Here is a 23,947-nt window from a genome sequence, read left to right as displayed (position 1 = left end):
ATGCAGCGCAGTGGCGTTTGCCCCTGTTGTGCTGTCCGTGGCCGGTCTGCGTCGAGAGCATGGCTGTCATCCCTGATCGTTTCCGTCGGAATAGTGGCTGGATCTCTGGTCGGCAATGCCATAGGGAAATTGTCAGGACAGGGCGCGCGCCATTGCCTGATCGCCCTGTAGGGTAAGGATCAAAAGGACATATGCCATGAAACACGCGATTTTCGGGATGCTGGCCGCTGTCTCTCTGGCACTGCCGGCGGTGGCCGATCCGGTCGCCCTGCGCACTGCCCGCGGCCTGGTCGAGACTGCCCAGGCGCCGAAGACCGTGGCGGTCTATGACATGGCCGCGCTTGATACACTCGACGCGCTGGGCGTGCCGGTGGCGGGGTCGGTCAGCAAGACTTTTGTGGATTATCTGGCGAAGTATCAGGGCGATCTGGGCACGCTTTTCGAACCCGATCTCGAAGCGCTGTATACGCTGCATCCCGATCTGGTGATCGCTGGCGGCCGATCGGCGGCCAAGGTGGGTGAACTGGCCAAGATCGCGCCTACCGTCGACATGACCTTTACCGGCGATCTGCTGATCGACGAGGCCAAGGAGCGGCTGGAGGACTACGGTCGGCTTTTCGGGCTTGAGGATCGTGCGGCGCTGATCGAGGGGCAGCTTGACGCCAAGGTCGAGGAGGCACGTGACGCCATCGCCGGCAAGGGCAAGGGGCTGATCATCCTGACCAACGGGCCGAAGATCTCTGCCTATGGCCAGGGGTCGCGGTTCGGCTGGATCCATGGTGAACTGGGCCTGCCCGAGGCGGTCGAGAATATCGAGACCACCGCCCATGGCGAGGCGATCAGTTTCGAATTCATCCATCAGGCCGATCCCGACTGGCTGCTGGTGCTTGACCGCGCCGCCGCCATCGGGGCCGAGGCAGAGGGGGCGCAGGCGACGCTCGACAACCCGCTGGTGCGCGAGACCAAGGCCTGGAAGCAAGGCCATGTGATCTATCTGAACGCGGCAGAGATTTATATCTCCAGCGGCGGGGTGCAATCGCTCGACCACACGCTCGATCTGCTGATCAAGGCCTTCGAGGGGGCGTAACCGTGAGCCCCTCCCGCCTCGCGGCGCCGGCGGCGCTGGTCCTTCTGGTGGGGATCAGCGCGGTGACTGGCGTGGCCTCGCTTTCGGGTGGGGAGTGGTGGATTCTGGGCGTCAGCCGGTTGCCGCGCACGGCGGCGGCACTGCTGGCAGGAGCCGGGCTCGCCGTGGCGGGGGTGATCATGCAGATGCTGGCGCGCAACCGCTTCGTCGAACCCTCGACCACCGGCACGGCACAGGCGGCGGGGCTGGGGCTGGTCGCGGTGACGCTGGTGGCCCCGGGGGCGGCGCTCTGGCTCAAGATGGCGGTGGCGACGGCGGCGGCGCTGATCGGCACCGCCGGTTTCCTGGCGCTGGTGCGCCGGCTGCCGTCGCGCGATCCGCTGTTGGTGCCGCTGACCGGTCTCGTCTATGGCGGCATCCTCGGCGCCGCGGCGACCTTTCTGGCCTATGAGCGCGACCTGATCCAATATGTCGATGTCTGGATGAATGGCGAGCTCTCGGGCGTCATGCTGGGGCGCTATGAATTCCTCTGGGCGGCAGGGGCCCTGGCGATTGCCGCCTATGTCTTCGCCGACCGTTTCACCATCGCCGGGATGGGAGAGGACACCAGCCGCAGCCTTGGCCTGGATTACCCGCGCGTGGTGGCGCTGGGGCTGGTGATCGTCGCCGGCATCGCCGCGGTGACCGTGGTGACGGTGGGGATGATCCCCTTCGTCGGGCTGGTGGTGCCGAACATGGTGGCGCGTTTCGCCGGTGAGAACCTGCGCCGCACCCTGCCATTGGTGGCGATGTCGGGCGCCGGGCTGGTGCTGGCCTGCGATATCCTCGGCCGTCTGATCCGCTTTCCCTATGAAATCCCGGTCGGCACCATTCTGGGCGTGCTCGGCGCGCTGGTCTTCCTGTGGATGCTCAATGCGCGGCGCTAGTCTGATCCTGCTGGCCGCCCTGGCGCTGCTTTTGGCCTGTCTCGCCTTCCTCAGCCTCGGGGCGCGCGGAGACTGGGGCTTCGTGCTGATGTTTCGCGGCACCCGGCTAGTGGCGTTGATAACGGTGGCCAGCGCTGTGGCGCTCTCGACCATGGTGTTTCAGACGCTTGCGGCCAACCGCATCCTGACGCCGGCGATCATGGGTTTCGACGCGCTTTTCCTGCTGGGGCAGAGCGGGCTGGTCTTCATCCTGTCAGGTGTCGGGGTTGCCATGCTGAACCCCTACCTCAAGTTCGGGCTGGAGACCGGGGTGATGCTGGTGGCGGCGCTTGCCCTCTTCGGGGCGCTGTTGCGGCGGGGGCGCGGGATTTCGCGGATGATCCTGACCGGCATCGTTTTCGGCATCCTGTTCCGCAGCCTGACCCAATTGCTGAACCGGTTGATCGCCCCGTCGGAGTTCAGCGTGGTGCAAAGCGCCAGTTTCGCGCAATTCACCGCGATCCCGGCCAATCTGACATGGGTGGCCGCCGGGGGGACCGTGCTGGTCTCGGCCTGGCTGATCGCCCAGCATCGGCGGCTCGATGTGATGGCGCTGGGGCGCGAGGCGGCGATGAGCCTAGGTGTCCGTTACGACCGCCAGGCGCGGCAGATGCTGGCGGCGGTGGCGCTGCTGGTCTCGGTCTCGACCGCGCTGGTGGGGCCGATCGTCTTCTTCGGGCTGCTGGTCTCGGCGCTTACCCATCATCTGGCGCGAAGCTGGCGCCATGCGCTGTTGTTGCCGCTTTCGGCTCTGGTGGCCTGCACCGTTTTGGTGGCAAGCCAGACGTTGTTCGAACGGGTGCTGCATCTGCAGACCTCGGTCGCCGTGGTGATCGAGGGTTTGGGTGGGCTGGTGTTCCTGGCGATGATCCTGCGCAGGAGGAAATCATGATCGAAACCCGCGCGCTTTCGGTGCATCTGACCGGCAAGCCGGTGCTGCACGATGTGTCGCTGAGCCTGCCTCGGGGCAAGCTGACCGCCTTGGTGGGGCCGAACGGGGCCGGCAAATCCACCCTTCTGACCGCGCTGGGGCGGTTGATCGCGCCGGCCTCAGGTGAAATTCTGCTGGACTGCGTACCGCTCAATACGATCCCGGCGCCCGAACTGGCGCTCCGGCTTTCGATCCTGCGGCAGGAGGGGGCGGTGGGGCCACGGTTGACGGTACGCGATCTGGTCAGCTTCGGCCGCTATCCGCACAGCCACGGCCGGTTGGGCGTCACCGACCGGGCCGAGGTGGAGCGCGCCATCGACCGGCTCGATCTGGCGGCGTTCTCCGACCGTTACCTCGATACGCTCTCGGGCGGGCAGAAGCAGCGGGCGCAGATCGCCATGGTGCTGGCGCAGCAGACCGATGTGATCCTGCTGGACGAGCCGCTGAACAACCTCGACCTGGCCCATGCCCGCCGAGTGATGCGCATCGCGCGGCAGGAGGCGGAGGCCGGGCGCACCGTTGTCGTCGTACTGCACGATCTGACGGTGGCCGCCGCCTATGCCGATCATCTGGTGGCGCTGAAGGCGGGGCGGGTGGCCGCCAGCGGCCGCCCCGATCAGGTGGTGACCGAACCGGTGCTCTCCGATCTTTTCGATACCGAGGTGACGGTGGCCGAGGTGGGAGGCCGGCGGGTGGTGCTGACGCTCTGACCTGCGGGCCTCACTGGCCTCAGACAGTCTGGAAGGCCGGGGTCAGCACCGTGACGCCATGCGCCGCGCGGTGCACCAGATCGGCATCCTCATCGCTCAGTCGCTGGCCGAGATGGGTCAGCGCCTTTTCCGCCCTTTGAGGGGTCTCGCGCAGGGTCTGCAGCCGCCCCAGCGCCGCCCGCGCCGCCCGGCGCTGGCTGTCGCTGCTGGCGGGGTCGGCTTCGATCTCGTGGCAGCGCATCGCCGCATGGCCCAGGTTCAGTAATGCCAGGCTCGCCCCCATCGCCTCGACATTGGCGCGGGCATAGCGGTCCGACAACCGCACCAGTCGCAGGGTGCGGTGATAGAAGCGGGCGCGCCAGACCTCACGGTTTGTCAGCGCGGAGGGATCCGCGGCCAGATCAGCCAGGTCGCGCAGCATCGCGGCAAGCAGGGTATCGAGCCGCCGCCTGATCCCGGCGGGATAGATGAAGCGATAGGCGAGCATGGCCAGAAGCGGGGCGGCGACCACCGCGCCGCCCATGGCGACAGAGGTGCCGAAATTACCGGTCAGCGGATAATGCGGCTGCAACAGAAGCAGCATTACCATATTGTAATCGAAACTGGCGGCAACGGTGCTGCGGTGCCCGACAAGCAGCGTGCCGAACAGGATGAACGGCAGGGTCAGTAGAATGATCTGGAATTCGCTATCCGCCAGCGGCCAGATCAGCCAGCGGGCGGCCAGCGCGCCCAGCACGCCATAGAATTGGCCAATCGCCACGGAGCGCAGGAACTGGGTCGGGCTTTCCATCATCGACATCAGCGACAGCATGATCGACAGGCCCAGCATCATGTAACCGCCCATGCTCCAGCCGGTGACCAGCCAGAGCGCCCCGAACAGACCGAGCCCGCCCATTGCCCGGACCATCGCCTCGCGGGCGCCGACCCAGTCGCGATGCAGCACGATCGGCAGCGCGGGTTCGGGAGAGGAGGGGGCGATTGGGTGGGACCATTGCGCCAGCGCCGTGCCCAGGGTCTCAAGAAGCCCGGCCAGCGCAGGCGCGGGGCCGGAGGTGGCGGTGTTGGCGGCGGCAGAGAGAGCGGCCTGCGCGCAGGGCAGATCATCGGCCCTGAGTGCCCGCGCCGCGCGGTTCAGCTCCTCGGCGGTCAGCCTGTCGGGGGCGATGTCGGCGCCGTTGCGCCGTCTGAGCAGCACCGGGATCGCGGCGATCAGCAGCGCCCGTGTCGCCCGAACCTCCCGACGGGAGCGGATCGAGCCGGCGGCATGCGGGTCGAGCCCTTCTTCGGCGGCCGCAAGTCGCGACAGAAGTGCCTGGCCGCTATCGTCTCTGACCGCCCCGTGGGGGGCGGCGGCGCGGTCAAGAAGGTCAGCCAGAAGGTCACGTATCTGGCGGCGCAAGCCGTTGGCATTGATCCGGGGCGCAAACAGATAGCCCACCAGCGCGGCAGCAAGAACGCCCGTCAGAACCGTGGCGAACCGGTCGGCGCCAAGCGCGAAGACATGATCGGGGTGGGCGCTGTCCAGCAACGAGACCATCGCGGCAGTATAGCCGGCGAGCATTGTGGAATAGGCCACGAAGCCGCGCTGCAGATTGCCGAACCAGGTGCAAATCCCGACCCAGAGCGTCAGCCCGATGACGAGGAAGGCGGGATGGATCTGCATCGACAGCACAAGGAGCACGCCGGCGATGGTGCCGCTGATCGTTCCCAGAATACGAAACAGGCTTTTCTCCAGAACCTGCCCCTTGGTCGGCTGGGTCGCGGCCCAGACCGTCATTCCCGCCCATTGCGGATGTTCCAGCCCCAGGGCCCAGGCCACCAGAAAGGCCAGGCAGGCGGTGAGTGCGGTCCGCCCGGCATAGAGCATGCGGGGGGTGTCGAACCCGATTTCGGTCAGCCAGCGGGTCATTTCGTCTGTTCCTGTGCCAGCACCGCCTCGGTTTGCCGGTCGATGCCTTCAAATCCCTGGACTATGGCCGCGATCTGGGCATCGTCGAGATCGGCCAGCAACATCCGCTCGACACGGAGAAGCTGCGCCCGGATCCGCGCCACTTCGGCCTCGCCCGCTGGAGACAGCAGGATGCGCCTGGCGCGGCGGTCGTTGCTGTCGACGCGGCGTTCGATAAAGCCCTTGCCCTCAAGCAGATCGAGCAGGCGGACCAATGACGATCCATCAAGCCCGACGCGCATGGCAAGCTCGGTCTGGCTGATGTCGTCGCCGCCTTCCTTCAGATGAACCAGAGGGGTCCAGGTGGCATCGGTCAATCCGACCTTTGCCAGCTCATGGTCGATGACCCGGCGCCAGCGTCGGGCCTGGGTGACGAAGAGAAAACCGAATCTGTCGCGGGGCGGAATCTGTGTCATCTGGTACATGTGTATTCAAATGATTTGAATTGCAAATCATTTGAATACAAAGATGTGTTTCGCCGATGTGGGGGGCATGGGCTGCCTGATTTGCGTGCCCGGCATGGCAATCTTACGCATGCCGCCGCGACGCACGGCCCTGGTGCATCGGCAGGGCCATGGGGGCGTTCAGCGCTTTTCAGGGGCGATCGCCGCCTATCTGGGGCGGTCGGTGGAAAGCGCTGGCCGTATGGGACGGGTCAGCGGCGGGCGGTGATCACCACCTGATCCTGGGCGCCGATCAGCTGCAACATGCCGGTGGCGGCATCAATGTCGAACCGGGTCACCGTGCTCAGCGCGTCCAGGAAGGTGCGCTCGCCGCTCATCACCTCGGGGGCGCAGGCCATCAACGCAGTGACGGCGGGGCCTATGGACAGGCTTTCTCCGCCCAGGGTGAAGGCGGCAGAATAGCGGTTGCAGCCGGCGCTGCCGGCGATCCGGTCATCCGAGCCGAGTTGCAGCGTCGGCGCGTGCTGCGCGTCGGTCTCGGAGCCGGCGACGGTCACCACCGTCCAGTCGCCGCCACGGATCAGATCGCGCGGATCGCCGCCGCAGCCGGACAGCGTTCCGTCGTCGCTGGTCAGCGTCAGCCGGTCTGGATAGGGCATGCCGGTGGCGCTGTCGTGACACAGGTTCTGTTGCACCATGATGTCCAGATCGGGGTCTTCCAGCATCATCACATAGGCGTCCCCGCGCAGCTCTATCGGCGGAAGCGGGGCGCTGCGGTGGTGTTCACCGTACCCGGTCACCAGCGTGATCTGTCCATCCCGGATGGTCAGCGTCCAGCCTGGTTCGTTGCCTTGGGCGCCATAGCTTGCCGGTGCCGGCGGAACCAGGGTGCAGGTGGGCAGTTCCTGTCCCTGCAGGCTGACCATCGCCTCGGCGCCCTTGCTCCAGAAATAGGTGGTCGGATCCTGCTCGGCCACATATTTCGCGCCTGACGCGGTGACGGTTTCGACCAGAACATACCGTTGCCCGTCCGCCTGCATCACCGCCTGGTCGTTCTGAATGCCGATGCGGATGTCCTGGGTGCCGCAATGGTACGTGCTGGCAAAGAGCAGCGGGTCGAAGGCGCGCAGCAGGATCGGGCCCAGATCGACGGGGGCATCTCCGGCGGCGATTTCGACCGGATCGCTGATCCAGCGGGGCTGACCGTCGGTCAGGATGCCGGCCCGCAGTCGGGCGGCCAGCCGCGCCGGGCTTTGGACGGTGAAGGGCAGCGGCCCCTGACGTCCGTCACTGCCAAAGCTGGTTTCTCCGATCAAGGCATCCTGCCAGCCGCGCAGTTCGATGATGATCTGGGCGTCATCGGGCAGGGCGATACGTTCGCGGTACTGCAACATGCCGCTGATGTCGCGGCTGTCCTGTGCGGTGACGAGGCTGGCGGAGGCGATCAGCGTCGCGGCCAATGCGGGGCTGAGAATATGTGAAAGGTTCAATGCTTTACTCATAACTGTCTTGGGACGATGCCCGGGGATGTGCCTACTCTGGCCCGAGGCTGGGCGGGGCGCAACCACCTGGTCGGAGCGGCGGGCGGGCTCTTGCCGATAGGGAGCGGCGGGGCGCTCAGAGGCTGCAGGCGACGAAAAAGTGCCGCAGTGGTCAGACCACTGCGGCACTGGGGAAAAAGGTTTCGCTGAATTCGAAATCGGGTTTCTGAAAAGGGGCTATCGTGTCACTCACACCACGACAGCCTGTTCAAATGTCCTCCAGGCAGATGTCCAAAGAGCAGGGATCCCCCTTGCGCAACGGACCGAGGGGCCGGTCGAACAAGAGAAGACCAAATCGCCGTGTCCGGCAGATTCGAGACGAGAATAGATGCCGGGTGATCCGGCGTCATACCGTAGATGGTGTAAAGTGCGACAAATTCGCTGTAAAACTGGTGCTGTTCAAGGCTGTCAGGGTGCGGGGGCGGCGTGACGACCGGCCTCCGTGGCTTCGATGATCCGGTCGATGATCAATTCGTTGCGTTGGTAAAAGATCAGCTCTCCCGCCTGCTGGACGGGTTCGACCCTGGCCAGAGGGTTGCGGGTTTCGAGCTTGCGATAGGCCCGCTCGTCGAAAACGCCGTCCTCGGTCGGCGCAAGGAACAGCAGCGGCACCGTCAGGTTTTCGATCATCTGGTCGGTCGGGGCGATGGCCAGTTGCAGGTCGCGGACGAAAGCGGCATGCCCCTGCTTCAGAAGATGCGCGCAGGCGTTGCGGATCAGCGTGACCATATTGGGATGGCGGCAGGTCTGGAAGTCGATCGGCCGGCTGCGATAGGCGCGGTCCAGATACCAGTCGACCCCATATTGCCGCATCATCCGGTGCCCGGCTTTTGCCATCAGTTCGACCAGCCAGGGGGCGCGGGTGATCAGCCGCATCATGGTGCCCTGGATCAGTTGCAGCCGGTGAATGCCGCTGCGGTCGAGAACGCCGGTATAGCCGATCGCGATCAGACTGCTGAACCGCGCCGGATTGGCGTGTTGCTCTTCCAACAGCGGGATGAAGCCGTTTGACATGCCGATACCGACGCAGGGCCCGGTGACCTTGCGATCGAGAAAGGCGCGCAGCGCCGCCAGATTGTCCGCGCTCGGGCTCAGGCTGCTGTCCAGAGTGCTGTTGCCATATCCAGGCCGGGACAGGGCATACAGCTTGATGCCGGCCTTGCGCAGCCGGGTTTCGCCTTCGTCGGGCAGGATATAGGCCATGGGAAACCCTCTGAGCAGCACTGCCGGCGTGCCGTTTTCCGCCCCCATCCAGGTCCAGGCGACCACACGACCGTCGGGGAGGGTGATCCGCTCCTCTCGCCCTAGCGGGTCGTGCCAGACCGGAGACATGCCGCGCTGGCCCATCGTTTCGCGACTGGCGATCATCGACAGCAAGCGCATCAGATCGACGTTCGAAGGCGCGCCGGTCTTGGCCATGATGGATTTCATCTGTGTGCGTACCGTCAGTAGCGATACGCCGCGGGCGCGGGCGACGGCCCCCAGATCGCGCATTCGGAAGAACAGCCGGGCCACCTCGGTCTCGGCCTGACTGAGACCGAAGGCCTGCAGCAATCGCTCGCTCACCGCCGGAAGCCAGTCGATTTCGAGCGACCGCAGCGCGATATAGTAATTGGTCTGATTGCCGACCTTGATCAGATACCCTTCGGCCATGAAGGGATCGGCGCTGCTTCCGCCGTTGTTGTCGGGGCAGATCGTCAGGATGGTCTGGGCGGTGTTGCCCTGGCCATTGGCGGCGCGGCAGAGCATCGCGTAATCCTGCCGCGATTGCGGAGCGATCACCTCAGGGTTCAGAAAGGCGCCCTCCTGCACTTCGAAGGCGCTGGCGCCGGTGATATTGGCCATTGCCACGCGCCCGTTCGGCGACAGTACGATGGCTGGCCCGGGGACATCGGTGATCGCCTTTTTCAGCGGATCGTTGTCGATGGGGATATCCAGCGTTTCCAAAGCTTTGCGGGCAAGCTTCAATTGGCTGAACAGCTGTTTCGAAATGCCACGCCCCAGCGGCTGCTCCGGTCCGGCGGCATTGAGCTTGGTGCTCCAGTTCTGCACCATGTCCTCGAAGGCGTCCTGATCGACGATGGACCGATAGGTGCTGGCCACGATATCGAGATCGATCGGTTCAAGCGGCGGATCGTCTTCGCTGTCCGGTCCTGACTGGGTGTCGGGCGCGAACAGGAACTCCTGATCGGCCAGAGAGGGCTCGTTTCGCTTGTCGGTCATGGCGTGTCACCTGTCACTGGGCCAGCGAGGGCGGGGTGGCGTGGGCGCATCTGTCTTTGCGCATTGTGCCAAGGAAACCGTGTTGTAGGCAATCGTGCAGTCTTGCACCCCACAGCGAAACCGGATAGCTCGACCGCCTTTGTCGCAGAGGCGCCCCATGCAAACCGATATTCTTGCCGTCGATTTCGGAACCTCGAACTCTGCCGCCGCGATTTTGCGCGCGGGTGAGGTTCATCGCATCCCTATCGAGGCGCAGGAGGAAACCCTGCCCACCGCAGTCTTTTTCCCGCTGGGGCGTGGGGGGCGGATGCGGGTAGGTTCTGCCGCCGCCGAGGCGCTGATCGACGGAGACGAGGGGCGCTATATGCGGGCGCTGAAAAGCGTGCTGGGCACCCCGCTCTTGCATGAGAGCCGGCTGATCGGCGGCAAGCGCCGTACTGTTGCCGGGATCATCACTGAATTCCTGACCGAATTGCGCCAGCGCGCCGAAACAGCAAGCGGCCAGCGTTTCCTGCGTGTGCTGTCGGGCCGACCGGTGCATTTCCATACCAACGATCCCGATCGTGACGCCCAGGCCGAGGCCGACCTGCGGGCCTGCTATCTGGCTGCCGGTTTCGAGACGGTGGAGTTCCTGCCCGAACCCGAGGCTGCGGCGATCGCCTGTCAGGGGCTGGGGCGCGATAGCGATCTGGGGCTGATCGTCGATATCGGTGGCGGTACGTCGGACTTCTCGGTGTTCCGCAACGCCGGCACGCGGCCCGAGATTCTGGCCAGCCACGGCATCCGGCTGGGTGGCACCGATTTCGATCACGCGGTGTCGATGGCCCATGCGATGCCGGCGCTGGGGCTGGGCGGGCAGCTCAGGCGGGAACTCGGCAACGACCTGCTGCCGGTGCCGCGGGCGATCTATGTCGATCTGTCGACCTGGGCCAAGATCCCCTTTCTCTATACGCCGGAGACCCGCCGGATGGTGGCCGACATGCTGCGCATGGCGGAGGATGAACGCGCGATGGGCCGGCTGCAGACCGTGCTGGAGGAAGAGCTGGGCCATGAGCTGGCCTTCGCCGTCGAGGCCGGCAAGATTCAGGCCAACAATGGGGCCAACGCCGGGCAGATTGCCATGGGCTTCATCGCGCCGAAACTGTCACGCCCGGTCAGCCCCGACAGTCTGAACGCGGCCCTGGCGCCCTATCGAGCCCAGTTGTTCGAGGCGGCGGCAGAGACGCTGACCCTTGCGGGCGTGTCGCCGGGTCAGATCGGTCGGGTCATCCTGGTCGGCGGGTCCAGTCTGATGCGGGTGGTCTCGGAAGAGGCCGCGCGGCTTTGCCCGCAGGCGGAAATCCTGCGCTCCGAGGCCTTTACCGCGGTGGTCGACGGGCTGGCGCTGGCAACCGCCTAGGCGTCAGCGCAAAGCGGCTTGGCTTCGGCCTGCAACGCCGCGCAGGCCTCCTGCGGCGACAGCAGCACCAGAAGCCCGCGCTTGCCGGCGTTGATTGCGACCTCGACCAGTTCCATTGCCTCGGCTTCGAACAGGATCGGCACCCGCTTGCGCTGGCCGAAGGGGCTGATGCCGCCGGTGTGATAACCGGTCAGCTTTTCGGCCTTGTCGGGGGGCATCATGCTGGCCGACTTGCCGCCGAAGCCAGCGGCGACCTTCTTCATCGACAGGGTGCGGTCACCGGGAACCACGGTACAGGCGGGCTTGCCGTCGACCTCGACCATGAGGGTTTTCAGCAATTGCCCGGCGGGCAGCCCCACCGCTTCGGCCGCTTGCAGCGCCACCCGGTCGTGGCCGGGGTGATAATCGTATTCGACCAGCCGGTGCGCCACCTTGGCCTTGGTCAGAAAGGCGGTGCCGGGGGTTCCCTTGCTCATTGTCCTTGTCTCTCCTCGGGAGGGCGATAGCCCATCTCGCCGTCGATCCAGCGCATCAGGACTGCGACGATATAGGCCTGTTCGTCGGGGCTCAATTCACGCCCCGGTTTCAGCCCGTGCCATTTCGCAAGACAGCCCCGGCAGCAGCAGCCGGTGGCATGCTGGGCAATAAAGACCGGATGGCCACGCATCGGGGTCTGCTTGCCATCGTTGCGGGGCAGGGCGGGGGCCAGGCGCTGGGCGATGAAATCCTTCGCATGGGCGGCGATCACCCCACGGCCCTTGGCATTGGCGTAATCCCGTTCCCGCGCGCCCAAATGAAACCGGCTGCGAAAGCGCGACCGGGCGAGGCGGGCGAAAAGATCATCGGGAATGGGATCGGGCGGGATCATCGGCAGGGCTCCTTCCCGGGTCATAGCCCGCCGGTGCGCCCAGGGAAAGGGCAGGGGCCCCCTTGGTGTGCAGGCACTGGCGCTGTGGCTCAGCGCTATGGGGAAGGTGCTGTCTTCTGCAGCAAAAAGGCACCGCATGCGATTTGCGCGTGCGGTGCCAGGCCGGAGGCGCGCCGGTATCAGGCGGCGCGCTCGGGGATCTCCAATCCAAGCCATTCGGTATAGAAGGCGTCGATATCCGGTTCGAAATCGTGGATCACCGGATACCAGGGTGTCGGTGCCTCGACATCAAGCAGATCGCCCGAGAGCGGGCAGTAATACTCCCGGATCACCTGCCAGTCGGAACTGGGCGCCATCAGCCGGGGATAAAGTTCTTCCATCTCCTCGGCCGTCTCGCGCACCCGCATCACCGCGTGAAGCTTCCAGTTCTCGCGCCAGTCGCAGAATTCGTGCCCGGCCTGGGATTTGACCACCCATTTCTTGTCCGAAGACCGCTGCACGATATAAAGCTTCGGCCCCAGCGGCAGGATGATCTTGTCGTCCCACGGCACCTGCTCTTGCAGGATTTCCAGGTATTTGACGAAACGGTCGGCGTCCTTCGGCGTCGAGAGCATCGTCTGCAGCGTGTCGCGGTCGATCTTGCCATCAACCAGGTCTTTGATCTTTGCTTTGGTATAAGCCATTGGTTTTCTCCTGAAATTTATGGGCGCCATGCCTGGGGGGAGAGGCTGGCACGGCGCCCCCCGGGATCACTCTTCGACGAATTTGACGGTTTTCACGTCGGGCAGGTCGGAGAGGTCCATCGAGTATTCGCGGCCATAGGACGGGATCGGCAGATCCGCCTCCATGAGCTGCCAGTCCTCGGGCAGATCCCAGAACTCGCGGAAGCCCTTGGCCCAGTTCGGCCCCAGCTTGAAGCTGGCGGCGAACATCTGCTGGACGTGAACCCCGGCGTCCTTGGCAAGGATGCGTTCGCGTTCCTTCGCCATCCACTCGCGGGTGGGTTGCGCCTTGGCGAGCCGATCCTTGCGGATCTTGGCGCGCAGCGCCTCGGTCCCGGCCTCGTCGGCGGTGAACAGGCCATTGGCCCCCTTGCTCAGCGCGACGCCATAGACCGTCTCGGCGAAGCGTTCGAGCAGATAGCCGCCATTCACATCGGTCGCCACCGCCTGGGGATCGCGATCCAGCGGATCACCGAAGCCCGGGCCACCCCGCATGTAGTTGAGGTAGAGGTCGTAATCCTTGAACATCTCCTCGGTAGTGATCGCCTGCTTGTCGCGCTTGATCCCTGCGGGGTTGACCAGCGCGTCATAGGTCGGGTGTTCCGGGTCGGTATCGCCGCCGAAGGGGATGGGGTCGCCATTGGCGATCTTCTCCTTCAACCCGGTGTCATGGGCCGCGAAGCGATAGCCGGATGCCGCCGGATAGCCGCCCATCAGACCCCAGTCGGAACTGATATGGCCGTTGCCCATGAAGAACATCGTCCAGTCCTTGGCGTTCCAGACCATCCGCAGGCTCTCGAAGCCGCAGCCGCCGCGATACTTGCCGGCGCCGCCCGAGCTGGCCTTGATCTGACGACCGAGATAGACCAGCGGTTCCGCCAGTTCCCAGATCTCCATATCGCCCATGTCGCCTTCGGGGTTCCAGATCGCCGCCGCGTGGCTGATGCCATCGGCGATGGCCGAGGCGCCGACCCCGTTGGCCGCGCATTCGAAGGAGTTCACTGCATGGATTTCGTCATACTGGTTGAACCCGCCGCCCTGCAGCCAGTTCGAGGTATTGGCGTTGCCGGCGTTGACCTCTTCGAGATAGCCGCGGCCGAAATAGCTGCGCGACAGGCCGCGCCACAGCGCCGTCCACGAGCTGACCAGGAAGTGCCAGCTATAGGCGAAGGCCACGCGCCGGTCGTCCGGGTTCATCCAGGTGCCCTTCGGCAGGCGGAACTCGGTCCCGTAGGCGGCGCCGTCGTTGATCATCTCGGACGGGATCAGCGTCTGGGTCATCATCACCCAGATGCCTGAGGTGAAGCTGACCGAATGGGCGTTGTAAGTATGCCAGCCCCAGCGGCTTGAGCCTTCGAAATCCAGCCGCCAGGTGCCATCGGGCCGAATCGTCATCTCGGACGGCGTGTGCATGATGGTGTCGACCTTGGCGAAATCCGACGGCACCCGCACATCTTCGTGGGAATAGGGCACATCGACGAAACCGACCTGGCGATAGACGCCCGGGATGGTCATCGCCTTGATGCGGTTCTGCAGGCCGATCCGGCCATGCTCCACCGATTCATAGGCGAATTTCCAATAGGCCTCGATCCCCTCTTCGGCGATCACCTCCTCGACCAGCTTGCGGATCATGTGGCAGCCGGCGACGCGGGTGCGTTCGTCCAGCATCCAGTAGCGCGTGGTGCGCACCGCCCGCTGGCTTTCGTGCAGCCAGTCGCGCTTGAGCTCGTCATTCTCGCCGATCTTGCGGCAGGTGACGGAATAACCATCGCCAAAGCGTTGCACCTGACCCGTTGTCATCGAGCCGGGCCCCACCGCGCCGGTGTCGATCACATGGGTGACGCCACCGACCCAGCCGATCAGGGAGCCTTCGTGGAAGATCGGCACGATGGTGTGGATGTCACAGGGGTGCACGTTGCCGATCAGGCTGTCGTTGTTGCAGAAGATATCCCGGTCGTTGATGCCCGGATTGCTCTCCCAATCGTTCTCGATCATGTACTTGATCGCGGCCCCCATGGTGCCGACGTGGATGATGATCCCGGTCGAGGTCAGGATGGCATCGCCGGCGGCGTTATAGAGGGTGAAGCACAGCTCTCCCTCCTGCTCCACGATCGGGCTGGCGGCGATCTTCTTGGCGGTCTCCCGCGCGTCCACCACCCCGGCCCGAAGGCGCGAGAACAGCTTGTTGTAAAGGATGGGGCTTTCCTTGTGCAGCGCCCGTTCCGTCAGGCCGGCGTAATGGCCGGTCCGCTGGGTCTTGGCCATGATCTCGTCGCGATGTTGCTTGAGCGTCTGGCCACCGCGGACGATGCCGCGGATTTCGGTTTGCATATTCATGGGTTTTCTCCTCCCTGGACCGTTACACTTCTTTCAGGTGGAACAGCCGGTGACCGTCGAGCCAGGTTTCGAACCCGCCGGGCACGACAAAGGTGGTGGCATCGGATTCGATGATGGCGGGGCCAGTGACCCGGTTGCCGGGTTTCAGGCTTTCCATCTGGTAAAGCTGCGCATCGACCCATTTGCCCTTGCGATAGAACTTGCGGGTGCCAAGCTTTGCCTCTTCCGGCGGCACCGGGCTGCCTTCTTCTTCCTTGGGGATATTGGGTTTCGGGATCGGCACCGTGCCGCGCATGATCGCGCCGGTGATCGAATAGCCGAGTTCCGGCGAACGCGCCGAGGCGGCATAGACCCGGCCATAGGTGTCGTTGAAGGTCTCGACCAGCTTGTCCCAGTCTGCGGCGGTCTTGGCGGTTTCGATCGGGCTTTCGATCTCCAGATCGTTGAGCTGGCCGCGATACTGCATCCGATAGCCGGGCTGCAGCCGCACCTTGTCGCGCGCATAGCCGTTCAGTTCGAACTCTTCCAACACCCGCTCGGCCAGTTCGTGCCAGGCCTCGTTCAGGGTCTTCGCCTCGATCTCCTTGGCGTCATCCGAGGCCTCCTCGGCGATATTCACGTCGAGCGACTTGTCATAGCGGTATTCGAAATCCGCCGCCGCACAGCCGAAGGCCGAGAACCCCGCAGCCCAGGCCGGCACGATCACGTCCTCGAAGCCCAGCCCCTCGGTATACCCATATGTATGGACCGGGCCGGCACCGCCGTAGCTGAAGCAGGTGAAGGAGGACGGCGAATAGCCCTTGCCCGAGATCATCGAGCGCAGATAGTCGCGCAGATCGCTGTCGAGAAGTTCGATCACCCCGGCCGCAGCCTCTTCCACCGTCAGCCCGAGCGGATCGGCGATCTGATCCTTCATCGCGTCATAGGCGCGTTGCCGGTCCAGCTTGACCTGACCGCCAAGGAAGTTGTCGGGGTTCAGATAGCCCAGGATGACGTGGCAGTCCGAAATCGTCACCGTTTCGATGCCGCTGTCGGCCCAGCAGACGCCAACCCGGTAGCCCGCCGAGTCCGGCCCCAGCTTGATCGCCTTGGTATAGGGATCGAGGCGGATGAAGCTGCCGGCACCGGCGCCGACGGAATCGAGCCCCACCAGCGGCAGCGACAGCACCAGACGCGCCATGTCGGGGTCGTTCTGGATGGTCAACTCGCCCTGCGTGATCAGTGCCACGTCGAACGACGTGCCGCCGATATCCGAACAAGCGATGTTCTTGTATCCCAGCACCTCGCCCAGATACTTGGCGCCGATCACCCCGCCGATCGGGCCGGAGACGATGGTGCGCGCCAGCTCCTTGGCCTTCCAGGAAATCGTGCCGCCATGGGTCGCCATCACCCGGAAGTCGAATTTCGATCCGTTGTCCTTGAACGCGGTCGAGATCTTCCTGAGCGTCTGGCGCGACGGTTCGGCGGCGAAGGCTTCGAGCACGGTGGTGTTGGTGCGGTGGGTTTCCTTGCGCACCGGGTAGTAATCGGTCGAGGCGAAGACCGGGATCTGCTTGCCCGATTTCTCGATCTCTTCGGCGACGATGTCGCGCACCCGGCGTTCATGCGCGGGGTTCTTGTAGCTGTGCAGCAGCGAGATCACGATGCCCTCGACATCCTGGGCGATCAGCTCCTGCGCGGCGGTGCGCGCGGTCTCCTCGCGCAGCGGGATGACCACGGTGCCGAACATGTCGATCCGTTCCATCACGCCGCGGGTCAGGTGGCGCGGCACCAGCGGGTCGTCGTAATAGTGGGTGTTCAGGTGGATGCGGTCCTCATAGGCCATGCCCAGATAGGCTTGGCAGGCGCGGCCCATGCGGTGGAAATCCTCCATCCCCGCGTTGACGATGAGACCGGTCTTCAGCCCCTTCCTTTGCACCACGCGGTTCAGCATCGCGGTGCCGGAATAGACCCCGGTCTGGATCGACCCCAGCGCCTCCTCAAGCGACAGGCCCCAGTGTTCCAGCCCCTCGCGGCTGGACTCGATCAGCCCACGCGCCTCGTTGTCCGGCGTCGATTGCGCCTTGCCGACCACGAAATCCCCGTCGGCATCGACAAAGAACGTGTCGGTCATGGTGCCGCCCGCGTCGATGCCAAGCACCTGCACGGATCGGTTGTTTCTCTTGTCCAGTGGCACGAAAAACTCCTCCCTTTGATCCGGCTGCCCCGAAATGGGTGCCGCCGCAAAAGTGAGGATGGATCGGTTCAGCTTTCAGGAATTGTCCGATTTTCGAGCGTCCGGACGGACATGCCGCGGACGCGAAATCACACCTTTCGCCTCCGCGAAATCCCGTAGCTGTCGAGCTTGAGGTAAAGCGTCGAGCGGGCGATGCCCAGGCGCCGGGCCACGCGGGACAGATTGCCGGCCTCGACCTCGATCGCGCTGAGGATTTCCATGCGTTCCATATCGCGCAGCGTTTCTGTGCGGTCGCGGCGGGCAGGGGGGTGGAATTCCTGCGGTAGCGTGCGTTCGTCGATCAAACCGGTCGGTGACAGGGCGTTCAGCGTGATGACCAGGTTTCGCATTTCCAGCAGGTTCCCGGGCCAGGCATAGGCCTTCAGCGCCGCCATCGCCCCGGAGGTAAAGCGCAGCTCCCGCCTGCCGTGTTCGGTCGCATGGGCCTGCACCAGACGGCGCAGCGATGGCTCGATCTCATCCGGGCGCTGCCGCAGCGGCGTGGTCTGCAGACGGGCGCCGGCGATGCGATAGTATAGATCGCTGCGGAAGCTGTTCGCGTTCATCGCCTCGTAAAGAGAGCGGGAGGAAAACGCGATGATCCTGGTGCCCTGCTCGGCCACCTGGTCCACTAGGGTGAGCAGCAATGTCTGGACTGCCGGGGAACTGGCGCCTGGGTTGCCAAGGCAGAGCACCCCGCTGTCGCCGCCATAGCGGTTGTTCGTCAGCGCCTCGCGCAGTTGTTCTTCGGTCAGTTGCGCGCAATCAATCATCTCGAACGGCCCGTCTGATTGCTGGCTGGCCCGATGGATTGCCCGGGCGAGTTCGGTCTTGCCGGTGCCGGTTTCGCCCTCGATCAGGATCGAGATCGTTGTTGTCGCCAGTTTTTGCGCCTGGGCGAGCAGATTGGCCGACACTTCGCCGGAATTGACGATCTGCCGCAGATCCTGCCCGGCCCAGCCGGAGGCCTGCAGGCGCGGACGCCGCAGCGAGATCAGCACACCGATCGCATCGCCCTGTTCCGAGATGACTTCAAGGTCAGTGCCCTGCATGCAGGTTGCCAGCACCTGGCGGATCCTGTCGGGCGACTGATCCATCAGATCGGGAAGCTGCTGGCGCAGGTGGCGCAGCGCATCGTCGTCGTCGCAAAAGCGCGAGAAATCTTCGGTAGAAAAGACATTCGCGCCACTGCGATCCATGATCAGCATCGGATCGTTGCCGCGCCGCAGGCGGCGCAGGTGCAGTCGTTCAAGCAATGCCTCGCGATCGCGGCCGAGCATATGGGTCAGTTCTGTTTCGATCTGCAACGCCAGTGCCGAGGACAGGGCGACGGCGTTGGGCTGCCGTATGCCGACCGGCCACGAGATATCCACCACCCCCAGAACCCGGCCGGTCCCGGGCTCCATCACCGGGGTCGCGGCGCAGTTCCAGCGCTGTATCGCCTCGCAGAAATGCTCGGCGTCCTGGATCAGTGTCGGTGCTCTGCGATGCAGCGCGGTGCCGATGGCATTGGTCCCGATCTCCTCCTCGGCCCAGCGTCCGCCAGTATGCAGGTGGTTCTCCTCGGCCCTGGAAAGCGTGTTGGGGTCGCCGACGGCCTCGATCACGACGCCAGTACTGTCACTGAGTAGAAGGATGTCCTGGGTGCCGATCAGCAGCCGCCTTGAACGACCGAGCGCGGTTTGCGCTGCCCGCTCCAGGCGCCGCGCCAGCGCGCGCCGGTGTGCGAGATCGTCTTCGCCCAGAATCGGGGCGCAGGTCCGGTCGGCAATCGGATGCCGGGCGGATCGCTTCCAGCTTTCCAGAATGTCGTTGTTCATGTCCAGCGGCGCTTGCCCCAGGGACATGAAATCCTCCCAGCCCTTTTTCCTGACTGTTTGCTCCATCTTCTCCTCCCCGAAAAGACAGGCCACCAGAACGCAATTCCGATGCGAGATGTCGCTCTGGCCGTGGCTCCTCCACCTTTAAAGTATCCGCGAATCACCCGTTTTGCTGCTGACATTCTTCATAACGTCTGGTGAAGGGCAAAAATGTCCGAATTTCGGACGACGGCGATGCTGCGCCGGCCCTGGAATGGCGCGCGCGGGGCTTTGATCCATCGCGGGCCTTGCCGGTCTGGGCGGGCCAGACGATCCATTTCCTTTTGGCGCAGAGTGCGGGCCAGCAGAGGTTGGCGCGGCAGGCGCCCAGAGAAAATGACTTGGCTGAGGCAGATGTTGCTGTCTCGGCGCGGTGGAGGGGTATTTCCGTTGAAATAAACTTGAGTATGTGTGATCTTACATACTTAAGAATGTAGTTATCTCTTCGTGGGATGTTTTGGCCAGGGGGAAGACTGTGAGTATGGTGAGATCAGGCGAAACTGCGCGATGCGGGCTGCGCGGCGGTTCTGGGGATCGGACCATGGTGTCCGGCCCCGATATTCAGGCGCTTGACGCAGAAGCGCTGAGGCAGGTTCCGGACAAGGAGACGCTGCGTGCGATTTCACAGGTGGCAGCAGCCTTTGCCGCCCGCCCGGATGTTGGTCAGAAAGAGATTGTCGAGCTGGTCAGTGCCCTGAGCGAGGTCTTTGCCGGGCGGTCCTCATCGGCGGGAACCGGGCTGGTTGGGGCGCGCGGTTTCGGCGCAGCGGCCCCGGTGAGATCGGAAAGCGTACGACCGATGCCGGTCATCCCGGTCGAGCAATCGGTGACTGAGGATCGTGTCTATTGCCTGTGCTGCGGCCAGGGGTTCAGCATGCTCAAACGCCACCTCAAGGCTCAGCATGGTCTCACGGAAGAACAGTATCGCGCGCTTTACACGCTGCCGCCGGATATGCCTCTGGTCGCGCCGGCTTATTCCAGGCGCAAGGCGGCCTATGCCAAGAGCATCGGGTTGGGCGGATATCGCCGGGAAGCCAGCGCAGGAAAAGTGCGCCGGCTGCTGAGCTGATCTTGTTGGGAGGGGGCCGCCGGGCAATGGGATGGTGCCTGCGGGGGGTGGGCGCCGCGTTTTCCTGAGGGAGGGCGCGGCGCCACGATCGTCTCGGGCTGACCGATATCGGGGCTGGGTGTCCGGCCTCGGCGGCTGTCAGACGATCCCCAGATCCTTGGCCTTTATCACCGCCTGGGTTCGGTTCTTGACCCCGAGCTTGCCGCAGATCGACCGCACGTGCATCTTGATCGTCGGTTCCGCCAGGCCGAGCGCTTCGGCGATCTCCCGGTTGGGCAGCCCCTCAACCAGATAGGAGAGGACGAGCGTTTCCTTTTCCGACAGGGGCGTTTCGGCGGCAAGATGCGCCGGTGAACGGTCGACGGTCAGCTCGTGTGGCACATATTGTTCGCCGGCGGCCATGAAGCGGATGGCATTGGCCAGGGTGCGCATGTGGGTGGTCTTCAGGACGATGCCTGCAGCGCCCGCTTTCAGGATGTCGTCGACATTGCGCTGGGTCGGGTTGCCTGTCAAGATGGCGACCGGATGGCCGTTGTTCGCCTTGATCGCGCGGGTCAGCCCCTCGACGCCGTTCATTCCGGGCATGTGAAGATCCAGGAGGGTGATATCGAAGCTACCCTCGCGTTTGATCAGCTCCAGTGCCTCATCCAGAGATTGAGCTGTTTGCACTGTCAGTTCGGGAAGAGAGGAAAGGAAAAGTTCGATCATCTCAAGAACCATTGCGTGATCATCTGCAACGAGTACCGAGATTTGCGTGTCGGTTTTGCCCTGAACCATTCTATTTCCTTGCGATCGCCCCGTTTGCCGGGCCCTGTTGAGATCATTTGTACGTTCCATACAATAGTATGCAACATCTATTCTGGGGATAGGATCGGCACGATCTTCCTGTGGTTGTGCCGCGTCGATCGGCGCGGCGGGGTCACTGCTGCCTGGCGGCGGGGGGCCAGATGGACAGGCTGTCCCGGGTCTCGTCAATGGCGCGCTGCAGAAGCGCAAGCGCGGATGTCATCGCGGGACTGTCGTTGTCCCGGATGCGCGAGACGGCTTGAACGACACGCAGCGCGAATTCCACCGCCGCGAGCCCGGTCAGCCCGGAGGAGCCGAGCGCCGAGTGAATGGCATTGCGCCCCTCCGGGGTGACGCCCTGTTGGGTCAGCGCCGTGAACAGCGCGCTGGCCTCGTTCAGCGCTCGCAGCATCAGAGAGCGGGCGATATCCTCGCCCATGTCCTCGATCAGCTCAGCAACCAGCTTTGGTGCCAGAGGCTGCGCCGGGCGGCCGTTGGTGGTGGCGGGCGCGTCGATCAGTGCGGCGATCTTTTGGCGCAGCTCACTTGGCCGGACCGGTTTTCCGATCAGTTCCTGCATGCCGAGAATGCGACAGGCGGCGCGGGTATTGTCATCTTCCTGCCCGGTCAGCGCGACAAGGCGCGGGACGGGGTGGGGCGGCTCCATCAGGAGAAGCCTGGTGGCCAGCGCGATGCCATCCAAGCCTGCCATGGTCAGATCGAGAAGGACAAGATCATAGGGTGTTTTGCCTGCGGCGAGGTCGGTCAGCGCATCCTGGCCGTCCGCGGCACCCTGTACTGTGGCCCCGGCCTGAGACAGCGTGCGCAGGAACAGGGCGCGATTGGTGTCATTGTCCTCGACCAGCAGGATATGCAGGCCGGTAAGCTCTGCTTCGGGGGGGTGAGCTGCGCCGATCCCGCTGTCGGGCTCCTGTTGGTCCGCGGCCAGCGGCAGGGAGAATGTCACCGAAAACCGTGTTCCTCCCTCGGCGGGGGCGGTGATCTCAAGCTGCGCATCCAGCGCCCGGACGGCCTGCTGGACCAGATAGGTGCCAATGCCGATGCCAGTGCCGGTGGTGCGCGACGGCGGATGATGGGTGCCGGTCTGGAACGGGGTCAGCAGCCTGTCCTGCTCCGTGGCGGGAAAGCCGTCCCCGGTGTCTTCGATGGTCAGGTGATACGCGCACTGGTTCGTTGCATCATTGGCGGTCTCGGTCAGCGACAGGCTGACCGATCCCTCGCGGGTGAACTTGAAGGCGTTGCTCAGCAGATTTTGCGTCAGTGCGACGATGGGGTGGGCCTGGCCTTCCACCAGCCGAGTGTCCTCGGGGAGCGTGACCCAGAAGGTGAGGCCGGCCTTGTCGGCCAGCGGCGCCAGCCGTCCGGCGGTTTCCTTCACGACCTGGCCCAGCCTGAAGAAATCGCGCCGGGGCGCCTGTTGCAGAAATTCGAGCCGCGACAGCTCGAGCGACGCGTTGACCTGTTCGAGCGCATGCGCGGCAGAGGCGCCGATACTGGCCTGAAGGCGGGCGGTTTCCGCATCGCTTGGGGGCGGGTTCTGGGTCAGCAGCTCACTGGCGGCGATGATCGTCTGCAGATCGGTGCGGATGTCATGTGCGGCGCTCGCCAGTTGCATGGCGCGCTCGGTCTCGTCCGGAGGGAGCTGCAGCAGGGTCAGGGGCCCCTCGGCATCGTCCAGCTCAAGGCGGCTGGCGATGGCGGTTCTGCCGGGCAGGTCGACCGGTGGGGTGATCCGGGCGCTCTGCGGGAATGGCGGGAGCCCGTCGCGCAGCACAGCCCAGCTCTTGCTCCAGCCTTGTGGGAAGGTGGTTGGCCACAGAGGGTGCCCCAGGGCCTCTGCTGCCGGATTGCCCAAAAGCACGGTCCCGGCGCTATCGAGCAGAAGGCATGGGATGGCGAGGCTCTGCAGTAGCTCACGGAGCGGTCGGCGGGTGTCGATGGCTTCGGACACAGGCGGAGGAGCGGACATGCGGCCTTTCTCAATGGTGAGGAATGGGAGCGCTGTTGGCGCAGGTTAAACGATCTTGTGCCCGAGATATCAAGGGTTTTCGCGGGAACATGGTCGGTGGGCCGATGCCGTCCTTGCCTCTCGAACGGCGAATCGGGGCGCTGCGCAGGTGGGGATGGCCACTGCCGGTTGGGGCCTTGGTTCCAGGGGAGGGTCGATAAATTGTCTGCGATTGGTTGTCAATGTGACGCGAGGGGAAGCACTGTCACCAGTCATTTGCCACCCTTTGCAGCACACCTCCATTAAAACGCAATATTTTCAAGTGGATAGGGGGATCTGTCTTTTAGATTCGAAAATCAACTAAGGGTGATTGCGATACATACTTACAGCCTGTTATACATACTAAAGGCTGTTAGTGAGTGCTCGGGGCAAGAGGGACCTCGGATCATGGGGAAACTTGGGTGCACGAAGTGATGGCTTTGACATTCGACATGCTTGGCGGGGCCGGCTGGGGGCTGGAGCTCGTGAAGTTAAAAGACAGTGATTGGGACTAGGGACCTAGAGCTATGACGAAAAAAGTGCTGCGGGCGGAGAAGCCCACGGATTTCAGGATCAATGCCCGACGAGAGGACGTAGAAAGCTTCGTTCGTCAGGGGGACAATCTGGTCGTTAAGATGAAAAACGGCGATCAGATCGTGCTCGAGAATTTCTTCGTTGTTGGTGCGGACGGGGAAATGAGCCATCTGACGTTGGTCGATGGCCCCTATACCTTCACCGCTGCGGATGCCGCCCAGGCCGCTGAGGATGGCGGCGCCGTTTCCGGGTTCTCGGATGTCATGTCAATGTCGCAGGAGGAAGCTCTGGCCGCGGCGGGGTTCGTCGTTGCCGCTGGTGCTCTGGCCGCGAGCGGCGGG

General features: G+C 64.2%; 19 protein-coding genes. 7 read left to right on the top strand and 12 right to left on the bottom strand.

The features are described from left to right. Positions 1-196 precede the first annotated feature (196 nt). The 4 genes from G455_RS0119265 to G455_RS0119250 are packed head-to-tail and all read left to right on the top strand — an operon-like array spanning position 197 to position 3,693. Positions 197-1,087, top strand: coding sequence for a siderophore ABC transporter substrate-binding protein (locus G455_RS0119265; RefSeq protein WP_028095186.1), 891 nt, complete (start codon positions 197-199; stop codon positions 1,085-1,087). 2 nt (positions 1,088-1,089) lie between these two features. Then, on the top strand, positions 1,090-2,013 hold the full coding sequence (locus G455_RS0119260) for an ABC transporter permease (protein WP_028095185.1): 924 nt from the start codon (positions 1,090-1,092) through the stop codon (positions 2,011-2,013). Beyond that, positions 2,000-2,944, top strand: a complete 945-nt coding sequence (locus G455_RS0119255; RefSeq protein ID WP_028095184.1) for an iron chelate uptake ABC transporter family permease subunit — start codon at positions 2,000-2,002, stop codon at positions 2,942-2,944. The genes G455_RS0119260 and G455_RS0119255 overlap by 14 nt, the downstream gene beginning before the upstream one ends. Next, the gene (locus G455_RS0119250) at positions 2,941-3,693 is read left to right on the top strand and encodes an iron ABC transporter ATP-binding protein (RefSeq protein ID WP_028095183.1); all 753 of its coding nucleotides are present in this window, start codon (positions 2,941-2,943) and stop codon (positions 3,691-3,693) included. Before G455_RS0119255 ends, G455_RS0119250 begins: the two co-directional genes overlap by 4 nt. A gap of 19 nt (positions 3,694-3,712) precedes the next feature. On the opposite strand, the gene G455_RS0119245 is transcribed toward G455_RS0119250, so the two are convergent. The 4 genes from G455_RS0119245 to G455_RS24725 form a co-directional block, all read right to left on the bottom strand. Beyond that, complete coding sequence (locus G455_RS0119245) at positions 3,713-5,602, bottom strand: FUSC family protein (protein ID WP_028095182.1); 1,890 nt, start codon at positions 5,600-5,602, stop codon at positions 3,713-3,715. Further along, positions 5,599-6,057, bottom strand: a complete 459-nt coding sequence (locus G455_RS0119240; RefSeq protein ID WP_028095181.1) for a MarR family winged helix-turn-helix transcriptional regulator — start codon at positions 6,055-6,057, stop codon at positions 5,599-5,601. The genes G455_RS0119245 and G455_RS0119240 overlap by 4 nt, the downstream gene beginning before the upstream one ends. 239 nt (positions 6,058-6,296) lie before the next feature. Continuing rightward, the gene (locus G455_RS0119230) at positions 6,297-7,535 is read right to left on the bottom strand and encodes an META domain-containing protein (RefSeq protein WP_161629411.1); all 1,239 of its coding nucleotides are present in this window, start codon (positions 7,533-7,535) and stop codon (positions 6,297-6,299) included. Between the two features lie 459 nt (positions 7,536-7,994). Next, complete coding sequence (locus G455_RS24725) at positions 7,995-9,809, bottom strand: helix-turn-helix domain-containing protein (protein WP_051312635.1); 1,815 nt, start codon at positions 9,807-9,809, stop codon at positions 7,995-7,997. Between the two features lie 157 nt (positions 9,810-9,966). Between G455_RS24725 and G455_RS0119220 the strand changes: the two genes are divergently transcribed. Further along, complete coding sequence (locus G455_RS0119220) at positions 9,967-11,208, top strand: Hsp70 family protein (protein ID WP_028095178.1); 1,242 nt, start codon at positions 9,967-9,969, stop codon at positions 11,206-11,208. Here the strand turns inward: G455_RS0119220 and G455_RS0119215 are convergent. The 6 genes from G455_RS0119215 to G455_RS0119190 all read right to left on the bottom strand — a co-directional run bounded on the left by G455_RS0119215 (position 11,205) and on the right by G455_RS0119190 (position 19,236). After that, positions 11,205-11,684, bottom strand: a complete 480-nt coding sequence (locus G455_RS0119215; RefSeq protein WP_028095177.1) for an aminoacyl-tRNA deacylase — start codon at positions 11,682-11,684, stop codon at positions 11,205-11,207. The genes G455_RS0119220 and G455_RS0119215 overlap by 4 nt on opposite strands. After that, positions 11,681-12,076 carry a DUF4186 domain-containing protein gene (locus G455_RS0119210; RefSeq protein WP_028095176.1) on the bottom strand — a complete coding sequence of 132 codons (396 nt, stop codon included), beginning with the start codon at positions 12,074-12,076 and terminating at the stop codon, positions 11,681-11,683. The genes G455_RS0119215 and G455_RS0119210 overlap by 4 nt, the downstream gene beginning before the upstream one ends. Before the next feature lie 179 nt (positions 12,077-12,255). Continuing rightward, positions 12,256-12,759, bottom strand: a complete 504-nt coding sequence (locus G455_RS0119205; RefSeq protein WP_028095175.1) for an acetone carboxylase subunit gamma — start codon at positions 12,757-12,759, stop codon at positions 12,256-12,258. 66 nt (positions 12,760-12,825) lie between these two features. After that, entirely contained in the window at positions 12,826-15,135 is a 2,310-nt protein-coding gene (locus G455_RS0119200; protein ID WP_028095174.1) for a hydantoinase B/oxoprolinase family protein, read from the bottom strand. A gap of 22 nt (positions 15,136-15,157) precedes the next feature. Continuing rightward, complete coding sequence (locus G455_RS0119195) at positions 15,158-17,311, bottom strand: hydantoinase/oxoprolinase family protein (RefSeq protein ID WP_035367052.1); 2,154 nt, start codon at positions 17,309-17,311, stop codon at positions 15,158-15,160. 128 nt (positions 17,312-17,439) lie between these two features. After that, a complete protein-coding gene (locus G455_RS0119190; protein ID WP_028095172.1) occupies positions 17,440-19,236 on the bottom strand; it encodes a sigma-54-dependent Fis family transcriptional regulator in 1,797 nt (598 codons plus the stop codon). Between the two features lie 514 nt (positions 19,237-19,750). On the opposite strand from G455_RS0119190, the gene G455_RS0119185 reads away from it, so the two are divergent. Continuing rightward, positions 19,751-20,278: a MucR family transcriptional regulator gene (locus tag G455_RS0119185; protein ID WP_084437135.1), complete on the top strand. Its 528-nt coding sequence runs from the start codon at positions 19,751-19,753 to the stop codon at positions 20,276-20,278. A gap of 138 nt (positions 20,279-20,416) precedes the next feature. Here G455_RS0119185 and G455_RS0119180 read toward each other — a convergent pair whose 3' ends face one another. After that, positions 20,417-21,055, bottom strand: coding sequence for a response regulator transcription factor (locus G455_RS0119180; protein ID WP_028095170.1), 639 nt, complete (start codon positions 21,053-21,055; stop codon positions 20,417-20,419). Positions 21,056-21,197: 142 nt separating this feature from the next. Then, positions 21,198-23,054: an ATP-binding response regulator gene (locus G455_RS0119175; RefSeq protein ID WP_084437131.1), complete on the bottom strand. Its 1,857-nt coding sequence runs from the start codon at positions 23,052-23,054 to the stop codon at positions 21,198-21,200. A gap of 545 nt (positions 23,055-23,599) precedes the next feature. On the opposite strand from G455_RS0119175, the gene G455_RS24720 reads away from it, so the two are divergent. Continuing rightward, positions 23,600-23,947: BapA prefix-like domain-containing protein (locus tag G455_RS24720; RefSeq protein WP_035367051.1), on the top strand; the 348-nt coding region annotated here is incomplete at its 3' end.

Source organism: Pseudodonghicola xiamenensis DSM 18339, from assembly GCF_000429365.1.
Lineage (GTDB): Bacteria > Pseudomonadota > Alphaproteobacteria > Rhodobacterales > Rhodobacteraceae > Pseudodonghicola > Pseudodonghicola xiamenensis.
Note: the sequence above shows the minus strand (reverse complement) of the source record. Positions and strands in the feature narration are given on the sequence as shown.

Bases quoted from the DNA above. Each gene is read 5' to 3' on its own strand.
- G455_RS0119265 (WP_028095186.1), top strand. From the start codon at position 197: ATGAAACACGCGATTTTCGGGATGCTGGCCGCTGTCTCTCTGGCACTG.
- G455_RS0119255 (WP_028095184.1), top strand. From the start codon at position 2,000: ATGCGCGGCGCTAGTCTGATCCTGCTGGCCGCCCTGGCGCTGCTTTTG.
- G455_RS0119250 (WP_028095183.1), top strand. From the start codon at position 2,941: ATGATCGAAACCCGCGCGCTTTCGGTGCATCTGACCGGCAAGCCGGTG.
- G455_RS0119245 (WP_028095182.1), bottom strand. From the start codon at position 5,602: ATGACCCGCTGGCTGACCGAAATCGGGTTCGACACCCCCCGCATGCTC.
- G455_RS0119240 (WP_028095181.1), bottom strand. From the start codon at position 6,057: ATGACACAGATTCCGCCCCGCGACAGATTCGGTTTTCTCTTCGTCACC.
- G455_RS24725 (WP_051312635.1), bottom strand. From the start codon at position 9,809: ATGACCGACAAGCGAAACGAGCCCTCTCTGGCCGATCAGGAGTTCCTG.
- G455_RS0119220 (WP_028095178.1), top strand. From the start codon at position 9,967: ATGCAAACCGATATTCTTGCCGTCGATTTCGGAACCTCGAACTCTGCC.
- G455_RS0119215 (WP_028095177.1), bottom strand. From the start codon at position 11,684: ATGAGCAAGGGAACCCCCGGCACCGCCTTTCTGACCAAGGCCAAGGTG.
- G455_RS0119210 (WP_028095176.1), bottom strand. From the start codon at position 12,076: ATGATCCCGCCCGATCCCATTCCCGATGATCTTTTCGCCCGCCTCGCC.
- G455_RS0119205 (WP_028095175.1), bottom strand. From the start codon at position 12,759: ATGGCTTATACCAAAGCAAAGATCAAAGACCTGGTTGATGGCAAGATC.
- G455_RS0119200 (WP_028095174.1), bottom strand. From the start codon at position 15,135: ATGAATATGCAAACCGAAATCCGCGGCATCGTCCGCGGTGGCCAGACG.
- G455_RS0119190 (WP_028095172.1), bottom strand. From the start codon at position 19,236: ATGGAGCAAACAGTCAGGAAAAAGGGCTGGGAGGATTTCATGTCCCTG.
- G455_RS0119185 (WP_084437135.1), top strand. From the start codon at position 19,751: ATGGTGTCCGGCCCCGATATTCAGGCGCTTGACGCAGAAGCGCTGAGG.
- G455_RS0119180 (WP_028095170.1), bottom strand. From the start codon at position 21,055: ATGGTTCAGGGCAAAACCGACACGCAAATCTCGGTACTCGTTGCAGAT.
- G455_RS0119175 (WP_084437131.1), bottom strand. From the start codon at position 23,054: ATGTCCGCTCCTCCGCCTGTGTCCGAAGCCATCGACACCCGCCGACCG.